The following is an 18,137-nucleotide window of genomic DNA, read 5'->3' as shown; positions in this document are numbered from 1 at the left end:
CCGACCCCGTCTGGGATCACCGATGCGCGCGACTGTTACCGTCTTTCCGTTCGATTTATTCGGTAGTGCCGGTACCGGCGCGGGGGCGCGGCTCCTCGGCGACGCGGTCCACGAGATCCTCGACGACACGGACCGCGAAACGCGCCCGTGCCGCGCCGACGTGTTGCGCGGGACGGTCAAGGTGAAGGAGTTCGCGTTCGACGCGCTCGCGGAAGTCACCAACTGGCGCAAGCACGGCCGCCAGGCGGCGCGGCAAGCTCTGAAATCCAAAGAGTTTTTGCTGTGGCTCGGCGGCAACCACCTCGCCGCGCTACCCGTTCTCGAAGAACTGGGGGCCGACACGCTCGTGGTGCAGTTCGATGCGCACCTCGACGTGTACGCCTTCCACGACACCAAGACGGAACTCTCACACGGTAACTTCCTGACGCACTTCGAGGCCCCGCGCCCGCGCCTCGTGAACGTCGGGCACCGCGACCTGTTCCTCGCGCCGGAGGAGATCGGTGAGACGTTCGAGGCGGTCTACCCGGCGTGGGACGTTGCGGCGGATGTAGCGCGCGTGGCCGCGGAACTGCGTGTAAAAGCAAAAGCCGCGAAGCGCGTGTGGATCGACATCGATTGCGACGCGATCGACCCGACCGCGCTACCCGCGGTTCACGAACCGCTCCCGTTCGGGCTCGCACCTCCGGCGTTCCTCGCGCTGTTTGAGGCCGCGTGGGAGGGAAAAGTCGCAGGGGTTTCGATCACCGAGTTCGATCCGGGCCGGGACGTGCGCGACGCCAGCCTGAACTTGCTCGGTTGGCTCGTGGAATACGTGTTACTTAAGGCCGCGGCGCGTGCGCCCTGACCGATGTGGTCGAGGCACACGCGCGGCTTGTATTCCGGGTAGGCGAACGCAACCGGAATCGCGGCCGCAACTCACTCCCAGGAATCGGTATCCAATACTCGTTTCTTCCGCTTAACCGGAGTTGCGGCGGAGGAATTCGCGTTCGCGACCACGATCCCGAGGACCGCCAGCGCGCCGATTAGCAAAATCCCGCCGACCACGATCCCGATCACCTTGAGCGTCTTCGAGCGGCCGTCCGACGAGTTACTTGAGTTGTCGGTCGTCACCGGCGCCGGCGAGTACGTAGGTGCCGGTGTGCTCGGCTCTGCCGTGGGCGCGCTGGGGAGGATCGGGTTCCCACCGATGGCCGGGTTGGTCGGGAGCGTGGGCGCGGGCGGCGGGGAAGGGGTACTGGGTGGAACGAATGGGGGTGGGCTACTCGTGCCCGGGCTGGGCATCCCGGCCCCGGGGCCGCTGGTGATGTTCGTTCCGGTGAAGTGAACGCCGCACCGCGGGCAGTTCGAGATCGGGTTGATCGGCGACATCGTCGTTCCGAGTGACGCACCACACTTCCCGCAGGACCACGAGTAGGACGTGATCCCGCCGCCGAACCCCGGCCCCGGCATTCCACTAATCCCGCCCGAGAATCCACTTATTCCGCCCGGCATCCCGGTAATCCCCCCGTGGCCACTGATGCCCCCGGGCATCCCGGAAATGCCACTTATTCCGCCCCCGAAACCGGGCGGTTTTGTGGGATGGATGGGGGGAATCGGGGGCATGCTCGGAGGGCGCCCCGGCATCCCACCGATACCGCCGTAACCCGCGCCACTAATACCGCCCGGTGGACGTCCGGGCTGTGCGATACCAGGAGATAACAAAAAACCGAGAGCGAGCACGGAGAAAATGCTGACGATGGCGAAGCGGACGCGAAAAGGTGAGGGCCTGGGCATGGCAGCAGATCCGGTTAGAAGAGAAGACCGGCAGATGTTGAGAATAATGTAACTCCCATCGAACCGTGCCGCAATCTGGAAGTCGGCCACTTTTTGCGACTGTCGCATCCTTTTACTGTGCTCGCACGTCGTTATTGAAGAAGCTCCACACCCAACCGAGGCCGGTCCCATGCGCGGGGCATTCGTTCTGGCGGTGCTCATTTCGGGTTCCGCGGCCGCGGCCGACGAGACACGACAGTTGAAAGTTCACGCCCAGCGCGGCCTTCCCCCGGCCGAAACGGTGACCGTTTACCGCACAAAGGACGGAAAACGCGAATCGGTCGCGGAATCGGCGAAGCTCGACGCGGCACTAATCCTGCCGGTCGACGGCCCGTTCGAGGTGTGGGTGAAACTGAAGGGCGGGATCGCGGTAAAGGTGCTCGACAAGCTCACCGTGAAGGCCGGGCAAACGCACGACCTGAAGCTCGGGGACGTGCTCGGCACTGTCGAGGTGTTCGGCGACAATTTCCCACGTGCCGACAAAATCGTGCTGACCGACCCGCGCGACCCCGGACCGGGCGAAACGGGCCACGTCGCAGTGCAGGTCGCGACGGATTACCGCGTGGACATGGGCGTGCCGCCGGGCACCTACGCGGTGTGGGTGGTGCCTGCCAACGGCGCAAAGCCGCAGCGGGTGGAAGACAGCGTCCGCGTGCAAGCCGGGCGCAGCGCCCGGGTCGGGGGCTGAGTACGCGATTCCCCCCTTGCCGGAGCGCGTTCGCGCTTTAATATATGTAGGTCTGGCGCGAACCGCGAATGAACCCGCGGTGTCACTTAAACAACCAGAAGAGTTCGGGGCGATAGCTCAGTTGGTAGAGCGCTTCGTTCGCAACGAAGAGGTCGGGAGTTCGACTCTCCTTCGCTCCACTCGTCAGAAGTCCTTTAGCCGAAGCAGTTTGCTTACCGCCGGGTGGTCCGGCGTGCGACACGAAAGCTCAGGGTTTAGGCGTAGTCATACGCCAGAACTGGAGTGTCGCACCTATGTCACGTCCCAAGAACGCGATCCCCGGCTACAAATTCCACAAACCATCCGGTCAGGCCGTGATGCGGGTCACCCTCCCGGGTGGTCTGCGTAAATCGGTCTACCTCGGCGTGTTCGGAAGCCCCGAATCCAAAGCCGAGTACGCGCGCCGCGTGCAAGCCCTCGGAACGAGTATCCCCACTGCGGTCACTGCCCCGAGTGTGACCGACCTCACGGTCGCGGAACTTCTGGTCCAGTTCCTCGAACACGCGGATCGGCACTACCGAGGCGCCGACGGTAAACCCACCTCATCGATTTGGGCCTTCAAGCTCGTGGCAAAGCCCATGAAGGAGTTGTTCGCGTACCTTCCAGTGGGTGAGTTCGGGCCGAACGCGCTGAAGTCACTGCGTGCGCGCACGGTCGAGCTCGGTTGGTGCCGGAAGACCGTCAACGCTGCGGTCACGAGCGTGCGCACGATCTTCAAATGGGGCGTGTCCGAGGAGTTGGTTCCCGCCGAACTGCTCGCGCGGTTGGCGAGCGTCGCCGGATTACAGCGTGGGCGGAGCGAAGCTCCCGACCCGGAACCCGTAGCTCCGGTCACGGACGCCCACATGCAGGCCGTCATCCCACTGGTCCCGCGTGGCGTGCGCGGGCTGATCCTGTTCCAGCGATTCACCGGCGCCCGACCGGGCGAAGCGGTCGTGCTCCGCATGAAAGACATCAACACGTCGGGCGCGACCTGGATGTACACCCCGGCCGCGCACAAGAACACATGGCGCGGAAAGCGGCGAACCATCGCCATCGGTCCGCGGGGCAAGCAACTACTGGAGGAGTTCGCCACCGCGGACCCGAACGCCCCGGTGTTCCCCACGGGCGAAGGGACCGCGTACACCGTGAGCGGGTACCGGCAGGCGATCGAGCGCGCGTGCCTGAAGGCCAAAATCGAAGTGTGGTCCCCGAATCAGCTCCGGCACACGTTCGCGACCGAAGCGCGCCGACTGTTCGGGTTGGAAGGGGCGCAGGTCGCCCTCGGCCACAGTAAGGCGGACACTACGCAGATTTACGCCGAACGTGACAATACACTTTCTGCGAAGGTCGCATCTCAGATCGGCTGATTGGCACCGTAAGTTCGGGCGCTCTAGCGTGTGACAAGTTTACACGCGAGAGCGTTTTTGGTTCCCACCCACTTGCTTAGCGGATAGCCGCTATAGATGGGCGACCTGGATTATCATTTCCGCGAGCCGCGCGGATCGTTGCAGTCTCGCTCGGGTTCGCGCTGTACCGAACACCCTCACTGTGAAGGCACACTGAGTCAGTTCGCAACCCCGGGCAATTGGCGGATGCCCCTTGCCCCAGAAAGTCCACTATGCCCGTCGAACTGCTCTACCACAAACAAGACGGGGCGCTTTCTCCCTTCGACAAGGCCGTCGAGTCGATCTCCGCACAGACACCGCTACGGATCGCCTGTCCGTACCTTTCTCTCGGGTATTTGCAAGGGATGCTGCGGACGCCAGACTGGCGGTTGCTCACTGATGTCGAGGAGTGGCTGCGGACCCAAAGCAGCATGCAGCGGGAGCGCGTCATCGCCTTTCTGCGGGCGAACCGCCCACGCGTCCGGCACTACCCACGGCTGCATGCGAAGGTCGTGATCGGCTCGTCTTCTGCCATGCTTGGTTCGGCGAACCTGACTGACGCGGGTATCAGGCAGCGGGTCGAGGTGTCCACACTGCTCACCAACGAACCTCAAGTAGATGAACTGATCGGCTGGTTCGATGGCGTCTGGAAACAGGCTCCTCCCCTCGATAAGGAGCAAATGCGCCGGATCGTGCGCTTCGCCAACTCGCTTCCGACCCAACCAGCCCTCGTGGAAACGCTACCAGCGGCGATCTCGCCACCCCTCCTCAACCGTCCTGCGCCGCTGACGAAACGTGCAAAGTCCTTTCCACCTTCGGGCAACGACCTCTATGCCAACTTCGGCCACGAACCCGGATGGCGGGAGTGGGAAGACGCGCGGCAGTACGGCTTCGTCTGCGCCGGTGGGGGCAACGTTTTCTCGGCCCCGCTCTTTCGTTTGAGCCTCGGCGACCGGATTTGGGTGTACGCCCCGAGGTACGGTTACGTCGGCGTGGGGCGGGTCGCGGGAAATCCGAAACTGGCGAAGGACTTTCAGGTCAACCTACCGGGCGGGAAGACGGATTCACTCGACAACGTGCTCGGCCCCTACGCGAACGACAAAAATGGCGACCCAGATGAGGCGGAATACTTCGTCGCGGTGCGGTGGCTCGACACACGGCCGATCTCGGTGGCGTACTGGAAGAAGGGCCTGTACTCCAACCGGAACATCGTCACCCACCCGGACAAGGTACTCTGGCCAAAAACGCTCAAGTACCTCGTGAGGCAGTTCCCGAACTGCGACGACTAACTCGGTTTTGTGACCTTTTCACTTCGGCTGGTCCTGGCTGACGCCGAGCATCTGGCCGAACTCCGCGGCGAGATCTTCCCGCGTTCGGCCCTGTTCCCGCCAGCCGCTTGCGATGTCGCGGGCTTGCTTGATAATCGCCCGAGTCGCAAAGGCGGTGGTCGCGGTCTGGAACACGTCGTCCGCCGATGTGGCGACGGTGAAGTTCACAGGGTTTTCGGTGCCCTGTCGCAGGGCCTTGAAGTGGGCCTTCCCGCAGTCGATCTTGGCCTGCTCCTTCGCCCGCAGGTCGATTCCGAACAGCGACGGCTTCGTCTCGACGACCAGGTAGAGGCGTTCCACGCCGTCCTGCTCGATCAGCACCGCCCAGTCCGGGTTGTACGTGCCCAGCGGCGTCAGCACCTTGAACCAGCCGGGCAGTTTCGCGTACACCTTCACGGCCTCGTTCTTCTCCAACTGCTCGGCAAACGACCGCTCGCCGCTGAGGTCGTAGACCACCTGCTCGTGGACCGACTTGGTGGCGTCGAGCGTGTTCTTCAGGTAGCCCGTCAGCTCCTCGGTGCGGAATAGCTCCTGCGCGTAGTAGTGCTCGTCGCCGAGCCGCTGGTAGCGGATGCCGTCCACCAGGGCGAGCCGCTTCGTGTTGTTGATCGCCGCGGTGGCAAGCTCGATGAACTGCTGCGGGTTACGGGTGAAGTCGCCCAGCCGCCAGCTCTCGGTCAGGATGCGGGCGATGCTCTTCCGCGTCAGTTGCGTCTTGTCCTGGAGTTCGGTCAGGATGTCGGGCAGCTCGATGTCCCCTTCGTCCAGCACCGTCGGGGCCGAAACCGCCACCTCCTTGGCGTCGACGCCGCCCTTGTTGATGTCGATCTCGGCCTTGCGGAACTGCACCCGCGTCTTAGTGACTGTCCCATAAGGGGCAGTTGGGGTGGGTAAAATGGTTCATGAGAACCCAATCCTACCCGAGCGATGTAAGCGACGAGCAGTGGAGGTTAATCGAGCCTCACATCCCGGTCTATCCGGGCGGTCGGCCCCGCACGACCGACCTGCGGGATGTCGTCGATGCCGTGTTCTACATCTTGCGCACCGGGTGCCAGTGGCGCTACTTGCCCAAGGACTTCCCGCCCAAGTCCACGGTCTGGCGGTACTTCGACGAGTGGCGTCACAACGGTACCCTCGACACCATACACGACCTGCTCCGCAAGAAGGTCCGCACCCAGGAGAAGCCGTATGCGCGCGCACCACGGCGAGCGTCGATAGCCAGTCGGTGGACACGACCTCCGGCGGCGAGCAGCGGGGCCGGGACAACGCCAAGAACGTCGACGGGCGGAAGCGCCACATCGTCGTGGATTCCTTGGGGTGCTGCTGGCCGTGCTGGTGACCGCCGCGAGCGTGGACGATGCCCAAGCCGCGCAGGAACTGTTCCCCGCTTGGGGACAGCCGGTCGGCAAGGTGGTGCGGATGTACGCGGACAGCAAGTACCACAACTTCGCCCTCTACGCGTGGGTCGAGGACAACGCCCGGTGGGATCTGGTCATCGTGCGCCGCCCGGAGGGGTCGAAGGGGTGGGTGAAGCTGCCGATCCGGTGGACCGTGGAGCGCACGTTCGCGTGGCTGGGCACGTGCCGGCGGCTCACCAAGGACCGGGAGGAAAGCGTGATGTCAGCGGAGGCGTTCATCAAACTGGCCATGATCCACCTCATGCTCAACCGACTCGAACCCAAATATGCCGACCCCGAATTCCAATATCACAAAGCCGCGTGACAACCCCTTATGGGACATCACTTAGCGACCGGCGGGCCGGCGGCGATCGCCTTCGCGGCGTCCTTGATCAGCTTCTCGTTGTCGAACTCGACGCGGTATGTGGTCTTGTGCTTGATGCGGTCCCAGAGCGACCGGAACGCCTCGCCCTCCAGCACCGCCTGCCGGGTCTTGATCGTCCGCCGCTCGTCGGCGTTCTTGATGTCCAGCTTCCCGGCCAGTTTGCGGAGCAGCTCGCCGATCGCTGCCGCCTGGGGATGGTACGCCTCGGGCAGGGCCACCGTGCCGTCCTTGATGGCCGTGCGCAGTTTGTCCTGTACCTTCCGTTCCCGTCCACGTACCCGGCCTGCTTCAGGTGCCCCACAGCTCCTGTGACTTCTCGAACCCCAGCGGAACGTGCCCGCCCTTGCCGTCCGGGACCGCGATCGCGGCGAACTGGTGCTTCTCCACGACCCCGAACCGGATGCCGGTGTCCGCCTCGATCTCCTTCTGGAGGTTGTCGGCGAACTGCTGGTAGCTCTCGGTCGCCACCACCGTCAGCGTGTTCGTCTCGAAGCCGCGTTCGCGCGTGCCCTGCTGGTTCACGCACAGTCGCAGGCCCCGCCCGATGGTCTGCCGCCGCTCCCTCGGTCCCCATCTCGCGGATCGCGCAGATCTGGAACACGTTCGGGTTGTCCCACCCCTCGCGGAGAGCGGAGTGCGAGAAGATGAACTTCAGTTTCGTGTCGAGGCTGAGGAGCTCCCTTGTCCCGCATGATCAGGTTGTACGCCCGTTCGGCATTCTCGCGGTTGCCGGCGTTGTTCTCGGCGGTGTCCTGCCACGCCCCCTTCTTGTCGATCGAGAAGTACCCGTCGTGGACCTCCGTCGCGTCGCTCGTCGCGTCGATCCCCTCGAACAGGATCTGGTAGTCGGGGTGTTTCCCACCGGTTGGGATTGCCAGCCGCCGTCCTCGATCCCCTCGAACAGGATCTCCTCCTCCTCGAAGGCCCGCGCGCATGCCCCTTCTGGGTAGTGGCCCACCGGTTGGGATTGCTCTAAAGTGTTGGGATGCTGGACGCAACCCCCTCGTCCCCCGATTCCGCCGTGCCCCGGTGCGGTGCGACCCATGTGGTGCAACGGTCTCACCCACTCGGCACTCCGGGGTTCCGGTGCCGGGGTGCGACCGGCGGTTCGTTGCGGACCCGAAGACCGGACCGGTCCCGGAGGCCACGAAGGATCTGGTGCGGCGCCTGTTGGCCGAGCGCATGGGAATCCGGGCCATCGCGGGCCGTCGGGGTGTCCCGGTCGTGGCTCCAAGGGTTCGTCAACGAGCTGTATCGACAGGAGACCCCACACGAGCCGGACCGCCCCAAAAAGTGCGGCCCGGTCGTGATCGAGGCCGACGAATTGTGGAGCTTCGTGGGTTCCAAGGGTGATGTCCATTGGGTCTGGGTAGCCCTGGACTTGGGCACCCGGCGGGTGCTCGCAATGGTTCTCGGGGACCGGTCCGCAGCCACGGCCCAACGGCTCTGGGACGCGCTCCCGCGGGTACCGGACCGGGGTCACCGTGTACACCGACTTCCTCGCCTCGTACCGTGGCGTGATCCCACGCGCCCGGCATCGACCCGTGGGCAAGGACACGGGCCTCACCGCCCACATCGAACGGTTCTGGCTTACCCTGAGACAACGATGCGCCCGACTCGTGCGCAAGACTCTCACGTTCTCCAAGTGCCCCAGGAACCACCTCGGCGCCTTGTGGTATTTCATACGCCTGTACAACGAATCCCGACATTAGGGCCACTACCCCTTCTGGGGCTGGCCGTCCGTGCCGTACTTCCGGTACTTCTCGACCACGTCGATGAAGAACAGGCTCAGCACTTTGATGCCCCGCGGGCGCAGTCGCAGCTCCTTGTCGAGGTGTTCCTTGATGGTCCGGCGGATCATCTGCTGCTTGACCGCGTCCTGGTCCACGTCGCCGATCGCCTCGCCGTGCTTCAACCAGTGTTCCCGGCCGGGCACCTTGATTTCGATCAGCTCGGCCCCTTGGCAGTGCGAATCTCGCCCACGCGGCAGTTAGCGTACACGGCCCGCCCGGTCGTCTGCTCCAAATCGTCGCCGTCCTGGACAGTCACTTCCTTGCGGACCACGCCTGCGCCCTGTTGCACGTCCAGTTCGAGCTTCGCGGTGATCTTGCCCCGCGTGCTCTTCACCGACACCAGCCGGGCGTAAGCCTTGTTGTGCCCGCCCTCGACCTCCAGTGACGCCACCTCGATCTGCTTGACCAGCTTTTTGCTCGTAGGCGTCCACAGCGTCGAGCCGGTAGACCATGTGGTGCTTGTCGACGTGGTGGCCGAGTACCGCAGCGTGCAGAGCGGGCGCATCCGTTCCAGGGCCGCCTTGCCCTCACCCTGAAGGCCGCCGTCCACGCTCTGCGGCTCGTCCACGATGACGATCGGCCGGGTGGCCCGGATGAGGTCGATCGGCTTCTCGTCGTTGACCTTCTCGCTCTGCTTGTAGAGGTTGTTCACGTCCTTCTTGTTGATCGCCCCGACCGTCACGACCATCACCTGGATCTGCGGGCTGGTGGCGAAGTTCCGTACCTGCCCGAGCTTTGACGAGTCGTACAGGAAGTAGTTGTTGCCCTTCGAGAACGGCACGTTCCCGTACAGAGCGCGCAGATGGTCCGCGGTGATTTCGAGCGACTTGTACACGCCCTCCTTGATGGCCACGCTCGGCACCACGATCACGAACTTGGTGAAGCCGTAGCGGCGGTTCAGCTCGAAGATGGTGCGGAGGTAGACATACGTCTTCCCCGTCCCCGTCTCCATCTCGACGGTGAAGTTGAAGTCGTCCTGCTTCAGCTCCTCGGACGGCTTCAAACCGTGCCGGAGTTGCACGTCGCGCAGGTTCTTGAGCAGGTCGGTGTCGAGCAGTTGCAGCCGGTTGCCGATGCCGAGGTCGCTGCTGTCGGTGTCGAACAGGGACGCGGGGTCGCCGGGCATGGTGACTGTGAATTCGGTGCGGCACTGCTCCTGCCCGCGGAACAGGTCGCACACCGCCTCGATGGCGGCCAACTGGTAGTCCAGGTTGCCTTCAAAGTGCAGTTTCATGGTCGGCCTCACAGGCTGCGGACGTTGGTCAGCCCGTGCTGGGCCAAGATGGCGGTCATGTTCGTCTTGGCCACGTCGTTGTCGAACGCGCTATCGCGGAAAACGACCTGCGATTCCCCGGCCGGGTTTTGTTCCTTGTGCCACGCGACGATTCCCTGCGCCAGCGGCTCGACCTGCTTGGCCGCGATCTTCGTGGCCAGACAGACGAGCAGCACCCGCCGCCGATGCTGTGGACCGTACTCCCAGCGATCAGCTTCGGCTCAATCAGGACGCACAGGTCGAGTCCGAGCTTCAGCAGCAATTCGGTAAGGATGTCTTCTTCGCTGCGGTCGGCCGCGATGTGGTCGACCGCGTCGAACAAGTCCTTTCCGATGTCGGATGCATTCGAGTTCCAGGCCCGGATGTTTGAAGAGTCTTCCTTGTAAACGCGAAATCCCGCATCGCCGGCAAAGAGGGGTGGTCCGATCTGTACTTTTTGCAGCTCTTCGGATACGCTCCTTTGTGATCTCGGCGACATTGCGCGGCCTGCCAATTTCGTCGCAGAAGTCTACCGTCATCTTCTGGTCGATATTGTTTGGATCTAAAGGCTCAGGGAATTGAACCAGGATGTAGCGACGTGCCAATCCACCTTCCATGTTGAGTACCATCACGGCATCAGCAAGGCTTCCCGCCCCTGCGAAAAAATCAAGGACCAAATCGCCTGGGCTGCTGCCGAGATGCGTGAGAAGCCGTAAGAGACCAACGGGTTTTGGTGTGTCGAAAATGGATTTCTTACCGAACAGCAACTCAAGCTCTCTGGCAGCATGCTGATTTAACGGCATGTCTGGCAAAATGGACGGCGTAGTCATCCCTGGCTTGGCTTCGCTAAGGTATAGCTTGCATAGGAGTCGTGGCAGTCCCATTCACCCCCAGTACAACCTGCCCTCTTCCTGAAGGCGTTTCATCTCGACGGCCGAATGCCGCCAGCACGTGCCATCTCTCGGATACACGACATCCTTCGTATACGGGTTCGTTACGCCGTAGTGGAGAGATTCGACGTTACGGCCGCCCTTGGCGTTGGCTGTGGTCTGTACTTTCCGCGAAGTTATAGGCGGTTGGCGTAAGTTGTGGGGTCGGGGTAGACGAGTGCCGGCCCGTCCGGGAGGATGGCGTTACCACACGACCTCCCGACCCGAACGGACGCGGCCATGCCATCTTCGCATACTCCGGCCCCTCGGTGCCACTGGTTTTCAACCCTGGCCAAGGCTCTGGACCCGCGGTCCGGGCGGCGGCTCGCGGTCCTGTTCCTCGGGATCATCCTGACCCGCGGGCGCGCACCCTCGCGGGTTGGATCCGGGCCGCCGGGCTGTCGCCCCAGTACCGCCGGTGCTACGCCACGGCCGCGGCCGTGGGGCGCCGCACCGAGCGTATCGCCATGCGGTTGTTGGTCGAGGTTCTCAAGCCCATGGTGGCCGGTGCGCTCGGGTGGTGCTGGCCCTCGACGACACCCCGACGGAGCGGTACGGGCCCAAGGTTCGAGGGGCCGGGGCGCACCACAACCCGACACCCGGGCCGGCCGGGGGCCCGTTCGTGTACGGGCACGTGTGGGTGGTCCTCGGGTTGTTGGTGGGACACCCCTCGGGGGATTGGGCCCTCCCCTGTTGGCCCGCCTGTACATCCGCCGCAAAGATCTCAGGGCCATCCCGGGCCGGACCGGCCCGAGTTCGCAACCAAGTTGGTGATGGCCGTGGACCTGGTCCGGTGGGCCCACGGGTGGCTGAAGACGTGGGGCCGGGCCGTGTGGGTGGTGGCCGACGGGGCGTGCGCCAAGGCCCCGGTGCTCAAGGCCCTACTCGCGCTCCGGGTGACCATGGTGAGCCGGCTCCGAGGACGCGGCCCTGTGGACGGTGCCCCCGGCCCGCGATCCGAGCGCCCGCGGGCGGCCCCGCGTGTACGGGGAGCAGCGGGTGTCGCTCGCCAAGCGGGCCGGGCACAAGGGCGGGTGGACCACGGGCACGTTCACCCTGTATGGGAAGCCCGTGGAGAAGCGGTACAAGACGTTCGAGGCCACGTGGCGGCCGGCCGGGGGGCACGATCCGGGTCGTCCTGGTGGACGAACCCAAGGGGTGGGTCGCGTTCTTCTGCACGGACCCCACGGCCTCCGTGGCCGACATCCTGGGCCTGATCGCGGACCGGTTCTCGTTGGAAACCTGTTTCGAGATCTCAAACAGGTCGCGGGCGCCGGTCACCAGCAGGTACGCGGGGTCGCGTCGAACGTGGGATGCTTCCACCTGTGTGCGTGGTCCTCACGCTCACCGAGGTGTGGGCCTGGAACCAGAAGGCGGATGAACTGGTGGCCCATCGGGCGGCCTCCCCGTGGGACGATCCGAACCGGCGCCCGAGCCACGCGGACAAGCGCCGGGCCTGGCAACGGGAGCTGCTGGCCGAGGAAATTCAGGCCGTTGTGGGCGAGCACCACGACCCCGCGAGAATCCGCGCCCCGCGCACCGGTGCCTGGATCTGGCTGCTTAAACGCTATAAGTTCGCGGAAAGTACAGTGTGGTGTCGATCTTGCGAAACGGCCCCTTTGGGTCAGGTCCACTAGGCTCTTTAAAGACTTGATACTCGGCGTCAGCTTTTTCTGTACGCGGCATGAGGTTCAGATTGTCTTCAGCCATACTGCGAGATGATGTGGACGACACCGTCTTGCCGTACACGAGTATGTGATCATGCACAGAGCCAATGGTGCGGTCGTTGGGTGCCCCATCCCGTTTCCGCCAAATGAGGTCGATTACGAAGCATTCTTCTCCGAATACGTCGCTACATAACAATCGCAAGTTGGCGACTTCCGTTGAATCTATCGAAATGAATAAGACCCCATCCTCGCGGAGGAGATTTCTTGCCAACTTAAGCCTCGGAAACATCATGTTGAGCCAGTCGGTGTGGAACCGACCACTGGTTTCGGGGTTGCTGGTGAGAGCACGCCCCGCCCCATCAGTTTGGCCAGTCAGGCGTTTATAGTTTTCGATGCTGTCGCGGAAGTCATCTGGGTACACGAAGTCCTTGCCGGTGTTGTACGGAGGGTCAATAAAAATCATCTTGACTCGTCCGCTGTAGCTCTTTTGCAACAGCTTCAGCACTTCGAGGTTGTCGCCCTCAATCATCAGGTTTTGTGTCGTACTCCATTCAAGGCTGTCTTCTGGAGCGGGCCTTAACGTCCCAGTGCTGGGTGTGAGCGCGAGCCGCCGGGCCAACCGTTTGCCGTGCCAGTTGAGTCCGTACTTTTCCTCCCGCTCATCCACTTCGCTTCCAAGCAGTTGCTTCAATACGTCGAAGTCGATCTTTCCCTCGGTGAACGCCTCCGGGAACAGCTCGCGGAGCCGCGCGACGTTGTCGGCCAAGAGGTCCGCGGATCGGCTCTGCGGGTCGGCGGTGGTGATGGGCTTCATGACGAGTCCTTATCCGAGCAAAGCGGCGAGGCGATTCCGCTCGTCCGTCAGGCGTTTCACTTCGAGGTTCAGGTCCACCCGGCGGCTGAGTTGCGGCTCCTTCGTGGCCTGGGTCCGCAGCGTACCGATCTCGGCGTCGAGCCGCGCGATCTCGCGTACGGCATGCCGCCGTGCGTCCGCGGCCTCGCATGTCGGGGCCAGAGTGAACCTGCCGGTGAGCAGGGCCGCGTCCAGGGCGGTCATCCGGTCGAGCCAGCCTTGATAGACAACGAACAGGTCGTCCTTCGGCAAGGCGGCGAGGGGCAGGCTGTTCAAGAACGCCGTATCGGAAGCGTCCTCGGCCACGTCGACGCACACGACCCCGCCGTCGAGAACGGTTTTGCCGGCTTCGTTCTCCGCGTGCCGCAGGTGCGCGAGGGAGAACGTGACCGCCCCGCCGTCGGTCGTGATCAGCACCTGCGGGTACGGGATCGCCCGGTGCACCAGTTCCCGGAGCCGGGCCGCCTTCGCCGCGGGCCGCAGTGCGAGCGTCAGGACCGCGATTTCGAGGTACTCACGCGAAGCGTCCCGAAACGCCGGAACGCCGACGCTGCTCGGTTTGAGGGCGGCGACCCAGACGAGTTCGTCGATGCCGTCGGTGATGAGCCGCTTGTCCGTGGCGGTGGGGGCACCGTTCTCCAGTAGGTGCTTCTTCGCCACCCGCTGGTCGACGCGGGCCTGCGGCGGGAGTGCGAGTGCGTCGACGATCCGGTCCGCGTTCATGCCCGGTAGCCCCATAGTCGGGAAGGCTCGTTCCGCGGATCACAGTGAGGCGATGGCCTCGTCCGGCGGCAAGATGTCTGGTCGCGGCTGGTACGCGGGGCGGACCTGGAGCAGGTGTCCGTCGTCCGACACGATCCAGTCCGCGTTCCCGTCGAGGGCGCACAGAATGAAGACGAGGTCGTCGGGGTCGGGCGGGTGCGTGTGACACGTCGTCGAGGTCACCGAGACACTCGTGAACAGCTCCATGATGAACGCCAAGTAGCGCGCGGCCCGCTCCGGCGGGTGGTTGCGGCGGGCCAGTAGCTCCGCGTACTCGTCGATGATCTCCTGGCAGTACAACCCGTCGTGCTGGATCGCGACGCGGTTGACCAGATGCTGGAGCGGACTGGCGGGCTGCGGGGGATCGCTCGCCAGCCAACGCGAGCCCGCCCCGATGACCACGTTCGTGTCCAGGACGACGCGGCGGCGTGTTGAGGGTGTTGCTGTTGTCATTTGGGCTCCCCGTCACTGATCCCGAGCATCTGTTGAAACTCGCGGGCAAGGGCGGCCCGCGTCCGGCCCTGCTCCCGCCAGCCGCGGACGATCTCTTCGGCACGCGCGCGAATAGCGACCGCGTCGGCATTCTGTTGAGGCGAAACGCCGGTCACTTCGGCCGGCAGGATTGCGACGTAGGCTACCACCTCGAAATCGTTCATCCCCGCGAACTCGCCCTTATGGGCGTGGGTGCCGCCGGGCATGAACAGGCTCGCAGTAGACCGCTCCTCCTTCTTGCCGACGACCGACGCGACGGCGGCGGCGAGCAGTTTCTGGTAGTGCTCCATCCGCTCGCCGTGCCGGGTGAGCTTGTCGAAGCGGTCGCACGCGGCGGCGTCCGGTGCGGCCTGGTCGGCGCAGAGGCGTTTCAGGTGATCGAGGATGGCCTTGGCCTGGCTGAACGGGTACAGGACGGTCCCGTCGTCCGCGACTTGAACGAGGTAATGTGGGGCGAGCGGGTAGCCGGGCTCGGCCGGCTTGTTCGCGGTCTCGCCGACCGCCCGGAGGCAGAAGATCGCCCCCGGCGGCACCGGGTTCTCGCCGAGCCCGCCGGTGACAACCGCGAACGTGCACAGCGGGAGCGTCGCCAGCTGCGCCCGCCGCTCCTTCGGCTGCCGGGCGAGGTCGATGCGAAAGTCGTTCAGCGTCAGGTCGGAGATTGACACGCCGCTCGACAGGTCTTCCACGTCGATGACGGCGTCCTGGAGCTTGAGCAACTGCTTCCGGCGGTACTCCAGGTCGTTCATCTGGTTGCCGGACTGCTGCTCGATGACGTTCTCCTCGCCGGTCGCGGAGATGTCGAGGAGCACCATCCGGCCGCTCACCCGCTGTTCGAGGTTGATGTACTCTTCCAGCTCCATGTTGGGCCAGAAGTTGACGAGCTGGATGACCGCGTTGGGCGACCCGATGCGGTCGATCCGGCCGAACCGCTGGATGATGCGGACGGGGTTCCAGTGGATGTCGTAGTTCACCAGGAAGTCGCAGTCCTGGAGGTTCTGCCCCTCGGAGATGCAGTCGGTGGCGACGAGCAGGTCGATCTCGCCCTCGGCCGCCATGTCCGCGGGCCGCTCCTTGGCCCGCGGGGCGAACGCCGACAGGATGGTGGACATGTCCGTGTGGAGGTCCGGGAGGGTGCAACGGTTGCGGCCCGAGCCGGTCACCATCGCCGTCTGGAGGCCGAGCCGCCCGGCCCACGGGGCGAGGCAGTCGTAGAGGTACTGGGCGGTGTCCGCGAAGGCGGTGAAGACGATCACCTTCCGGTTCCCCGGGTTGATCGGGTTCCGCACCTTCTCCTCGATCACCTTCTTCAGTTCGCGCAGTTTCGCGTCGCGGTCGGGCTTCACCTGACGAGCGGCGGCGAGCAACTGGGACAGCCGGTCGCGGTCCTCCACCAGCTCCTGCCGCCAGCGAACCCGGTCCACGTCCTTGAGCAGGACTTTGACCTTGTTGCCGACCAACAGCGTCTCGAACTCCGGGGCGTCGATGTCCACGTCTTCGATGTCGACCTCTTCGACCTCGGCCGCGTGGGCGTCGATCCGACCCAGCACGCCCTGGACATCGCGGAGGTGCCGCTCGACCGTGAGGGCGAAGGCGGGGACGGCACTCTCCATCCGCTTGAGGACGTTGACCCGGAGCAACTGGATCAGGCTCTCCTCCCGCTGGCTCTGTTTGAACAGCCCCGTGCCGCCCTTCACCTGCTGGCTGTACTTCTTGTCGTATGCCGCCTGCTTGGCCGGGAGGACGTACTGGAGCGGGGCGTACGAGCTGAGGTTCAGGCGGCGGATCTCGTCGTTGATCTCGGCGATCGGCCGGAACTCGCGGGCCGCGTCCACGTCGGCCTTGATGTTCACCGGCTTGAGCCGCTCGGGGAACTTGCCCGTTTCCTTAGTGCCGTAATACTTCTCGACGTGCTTTCGGGACCGGGCGATGGTGAGCAGGTCGAGGAGCTGGAAGTAATCGAACCCGAGCATGTCCATCAGTCGGGCCGGGCGGCGGTCGGCCTCGTCCAGCTTCAGCCACTTATTGAACTGGGCCTGGGCCAGGCGGACGGTCGCCTCGACGCTCCCGACGCCCTGTTCGGCGAGGGCCGCGTCGTTGCCCTCCGTGGCGAAGGTGATCTGGTTCTTCAGGTCGGCAAGCCGGTTGTTCACCGGGGTCGCGGAGAGCATCAGTACGCGGGTGCGCACCCCGTCCTTGATGATCCGCCGCATCAGCTTGTCGTACCGGGTCTCGCCGCCCGCCTTGGGGGTCTTCTTGTTGCGGAAGTTGTGGGACTCGTCGATGACGACGAGGTCGTAGTTGCCCCAGTTGATGTGGGCCAAGTTGGTGTCGCCGGACATCCCCTCGTCGCGGGACAGGTCGGTGTGGTTTAGTACGTCGTAGTGGAAGCGGTCGCCGGCCAGCACGTTGCGGCGGTCGTTGGCCTTGTACAGGGTCCAGTTGTCCCGCAGGCGTTTCGGGCAAAGCACCAGCACGCGGTCGTTCCGCAGCTCGTAATACTTCACGACCGCGAGTGCCTCAAACGTCTTGCCCAGGCCGACGCTGTCGGCGATGATGCAACCGCCGAACCGCTCCAGCTTGTCGATCGCGCCGACCGCCCCGTCCCGCTGGAACCGGAACAGCTTCTTCCAGATTGCAGTGTTCTTGATCCCGGTTGCGGTTTTGACGATCCGCTCCTCGTCCAGTTCCTCCCCGTGCTGGTGGAAGAGGTTGAGGAGCGAGAGGTGATACGGGGTCTCCGCGGGTCGGTGGTCGACCAGTTCCTGGAGCCGCGTGAGCAACCGGCCTTTGGCATCCCCGCCGGCACGGGTGCCCTCCCAAAGCTGGGTGAACCACCCGCCCAGGAGCTTCGCTTCTTCCGGCGACTCCGCGAACTGGATCAAACCGTACAGGTCGCCGGGCGTCAGGCCCAGACCAGCGGTCGTCAGCGGGCAATTCCCCGTGAGGGCCGCGGTTCCTCCGGTGGTTGGGGGATGAACCACGATCGCCGACTGCGGGAGCGGGGCCGGGGCTTGCTGGACCCGGGTGCTCGCGCTCACCCACCGCGAGCAGTGTGCGGCGAGCCCCCGGGCCGTAAGTTGGTTCCGCCGCGGCCGGTCGGCGTCACCGCCGAGGAGCGCGAGGTTGTGGGCCGTGGGGTCGGGGAGGACCAGCCGGCACTCGGCCGCGGCGGTCACCAGTTCCCGGAGTTCGGCGAACGCGAAGAGAGACAGTTCGGTGGTAGCAAAGTCGACCGAGGAGCCCGGCAACAGAACGGCTTTCAGCACGTCAAGGACGCGGTTACTGCCGCTATTCGGAATCAGTCTCATGATCGCGGCCCGGGCAGGAGGCGACCGAATCGTGCGGGCGACCTCAGGTGTGGTTGACAAGA

At 64.5% G+C, this 18,137-nt stretch carries 13 protein-coding genes, 1 tRNA gene and 6 pseudogenes; 10 read left to right on the top strand and 10 right to left on the bottom strand.

All coding sequences use genetic code 11. The features are described from left to right. Positions 1 to 22: 22 nt before the first annotated feature. Complete coding sequence (locus J8F10_RS07180) at positions 23 to 844, top strand: arginase family protein (RefSeq protein WP_210653162.1); 822 nt, start codon at positions 23 to 25, stop codon at positions 842 to 844. A 71-nt stretch (positions 845 to 915) separates the two neighbouring features. Here J8F10_RS07180 and J8F10_RS07175 read toward each other — a convergent pair whose 3' ends face one another. Then, complete coding sequence (locus tag J8F10_RS07175; protein ID WP_210653161.1) at positions 916 to 1,449, bottom strand: hypothetical protein; 534 nt, start codon at positions 1,447 to 1,449, stop codon at positions 916 to 918. 493 nt (positions 1,450 to 1,942) lie between these two features. Between J8F10_RS07175 and J8F10_RS07170 the strand changes: the two genes are divergently transcribed. From J8F10_RS07170 to J8F10_RS07155, 4 genes are all read left to right on the top strand, one after another. After that, positions 1,943 to 2,500, top strand: coding sequence for a hypothetical protein (locus J8F10_RS07170; protein ID WP_210653160.1), 558 nt, complete (start codon positions 1,943 to 1,945; stop codon positions 2,498 to 2,500). A 106-nt stretch (positions 2,501 to 2,606) separates the two neighbouring features. Beyond that, positions 2,607 to 2,679, top strand: a tRNA-Ala gene (locus tag J8F10_RS07165). A gap of 114 nt (positions 2,680 to 2,793) precedes the next feature. Then, entirely contained in the window at positions 2,794 to 3,888 is a 1,095-nt protein-coding gene (locus J8F10_RS07160; protein ID WP_210653159.1) for a tyrosine-type recombinase/integrase, read from the top strand. Between the two features lie 251 nt (positions 3,889 to 4,139). After that, positions 4,140 to 5,195, top strand: a complete 1,056-nt coding sequence (locus tag J8F10_RS07155; RefSeq protein WP_210653158.1) for a phospholipase D-like domain-containing protein — start codon at positions 4,140 to 4,142, stop codon at positions 5,193 to 5,195. A gap of 168 nt (positions 5,196 to 5,363) precedes the next feature. Here the strand turns inward: J8F10_RS07155 and J8F10_RS40285 are convergent. Further along, a pseudogene (locus tag J8F10_RS40285) lies at positions 5,364 to 6,098 on the bottom strand (restriction endonuclease); the annotation flags it as partial. A 38-nt stretch (positions 6,099 to 6,136) separates the two neighbouring features. Between J8F10_RS40285 and J8F10_RS38540 the strand changes: the two are divergent. Together J8F10_RS38540 and J8F10_RS38535 are read left to right on the top strand one after the other, a co-directional pair. After that, positions 6,137 to 6,322 (top strand): annotated as a pseudogene (locus tag J8F10_RS38540) (transposase); the annotation flags it as partial. 229 nt (positions 6,323 to 6,551) lie between these two features. Then, a complete protein-coding gene (locus J8F10_RS38535) occupies positions 6,552 to 6,956 on the top strand; it encodes a transposase (RefSeq protein ID WP_315854084.1) in 405 nt (134 codons plus the stop codon). Positions 6,957 to 6,976: 20 nt separating this feature from the next. Here J8F10_RS38535 and J8F10_RS40695 read toward each other — a convergent pair. Continuing rightward, positions 6,977 to 7,927: pseudogene (locus J8F10_RS40695) on the bottom strand (restriction endonuclease subunit R); the annotation flags it as partial. A 74-nt stretch (positions 7,928 to 8,001) separates the two neighbouring features. Between J8F10_RS40695 and J8F10_RS40690 the strand changes: the two are divergent. Then, positions 8,002 to 8,409 (top strand): annotated as a pseudogene (locus tag J8F10_RS40690) (hypothetical protein); the annotation flags it as partial. A gap of 91 nt (positions 8,410 to 8,500) precedes the next feature. Further along, a complete protein-coding gene (locus tag J8F10_RS40685; protein ID WP_210653154.1) occupies positions 8,501 to 8,728 on the top strand; it encodes an IS1 family transposase in 228 nt (75 codons plus the stop codon). Positions 8,729 to 8,736: 8 nt separating this feature from the next. On the opposite strand, the pseudogene J8F10_RS07115 reads toward J8F10_RS40685, so the two are convergent. From J8F10_RS07115 to J8F10_RS07105, 3 genes and pseudogenes are all read right to left on the bottom strand, one after another. After that, positions 8,737 to 10,043, bottom strand: a pseudogene (locus tag J8F10_RS07115) (DEAD/DEAH box helicase family protein); the annotation flags it as partial. A gap of 8 nt (positions 10,044 to 10,051) precedes the next feature. Beyond that, positions 10,052 to 10,258 (bottom strand): hypothetical protein, encoded by a 207-nt coding sequence (locus J8F10_RS07110; RefSeq protein ID WP_210653151.1) that lies wholly within the window; start codon positions 10,256 to 10,258, stop codon positions 10,052 to 10,054. A gap of 45 nt (positions 10,259 to 10,303) precedes the next feature. Continuing rightward, positions 10,304 to 10,891 (bottom strand): DNA methyltransferase, encoded by a 588-nt coding sequence (locus J8F10_RS07105; protein WP_210653150.1) that lies wholly within the window; start codon positions 10,889 to 10,891, stop codon positions 10,304 to 10,306. A gap of 339 nt (positions 10,892 to 11,230) precedes the next feature. On the opposite strand from J8F10_RS07105, the pseudogene J8F10_RS41095 reads away from it, so the two are divergent. Then, a pseudogene (locus tag J8F10_RS41095) lies at positions 11,231 to 12,554 on the top strand (IS701 family transposase). Here the strand turns inward: J8F10_RS41095 and J8F10_RS07100 are convergent. Genes J8F10_RS07100 through J8F10_RS07085 form a run of 4 tightly spaced genes read right to left on the bottom strand, consistent with a single transcriptional unit; the run spans position 12,551 to position 18,075 of the window. Continuing rightward, complete coding sequence (locus tag J8F10_RS07100; protein ID WP_210653149.1) at positions 12,551 to 13,471, bottom strand: site-specific DNA-methyltransferase; 921 nt, start codon at positions 13,469 to 13,471, stop codon at positions 12,551 to 12,553. The pseudogene J8F10_RS41095 and the gene J8F10_RS07100 overlap by 4 nt on opposite strands. Positions 13,472 to 13,480: 9 nt before the next feature. Further along, a complete protein-coding gene (locus J8F10_RS07095) occupies positions 13,481 to 14,233 on the bottom strand; it encodes a DUF4391 domain-containing protein (protein WP_210653148.1) in 753 nt (250 codons plus the stop codon). 39 nt (positions 14,234 to 14,272) lie between these two features. Then, positions 14,273 to 14,725: a PIN domain-containing protein gene (locus tag J8F10_RS07090; RefSeq protein ID WP_210653147.1), complete on the bottom strand. Its 453-nt coding sequence runs from the start codon at positions 14,723 to 14,725 to the stop codon at positions 14,273 to 14,275. Then, positions 14,722 to 18,075 carry a helicase-related protein gene (locus J8F10_RS07085; protein WP_210653146.1) on the bottom strand — a complete coding sequence of 1,118 codons (3,354 nt, stop codon included), beginning with the start codon at positions 18,073 to 18,075 and terminating at the stop codon, positions 14,722 to 14,724. The genes J8F10_RS07090 and J8F10_RS07085 overlap by 4 nt, the downstream gene beginning before the upstream one ends. Between the last annotated feature and the right edge of the window lie 62 nt (positions 18,076 to 18,137).

This window comes from Gemmata palustris, from assembly GCF_017939745.1.
GTDB lineage: Bacteria > Planctomycetota > Planctomycetia > Gemmatales > Gemmataceae > Gemmata > Gemmata palustris.
Note: the sequence above shows the minus strand (reverse complement) of the source record. Positions and strands in the feature narration are given on the sequence as shown.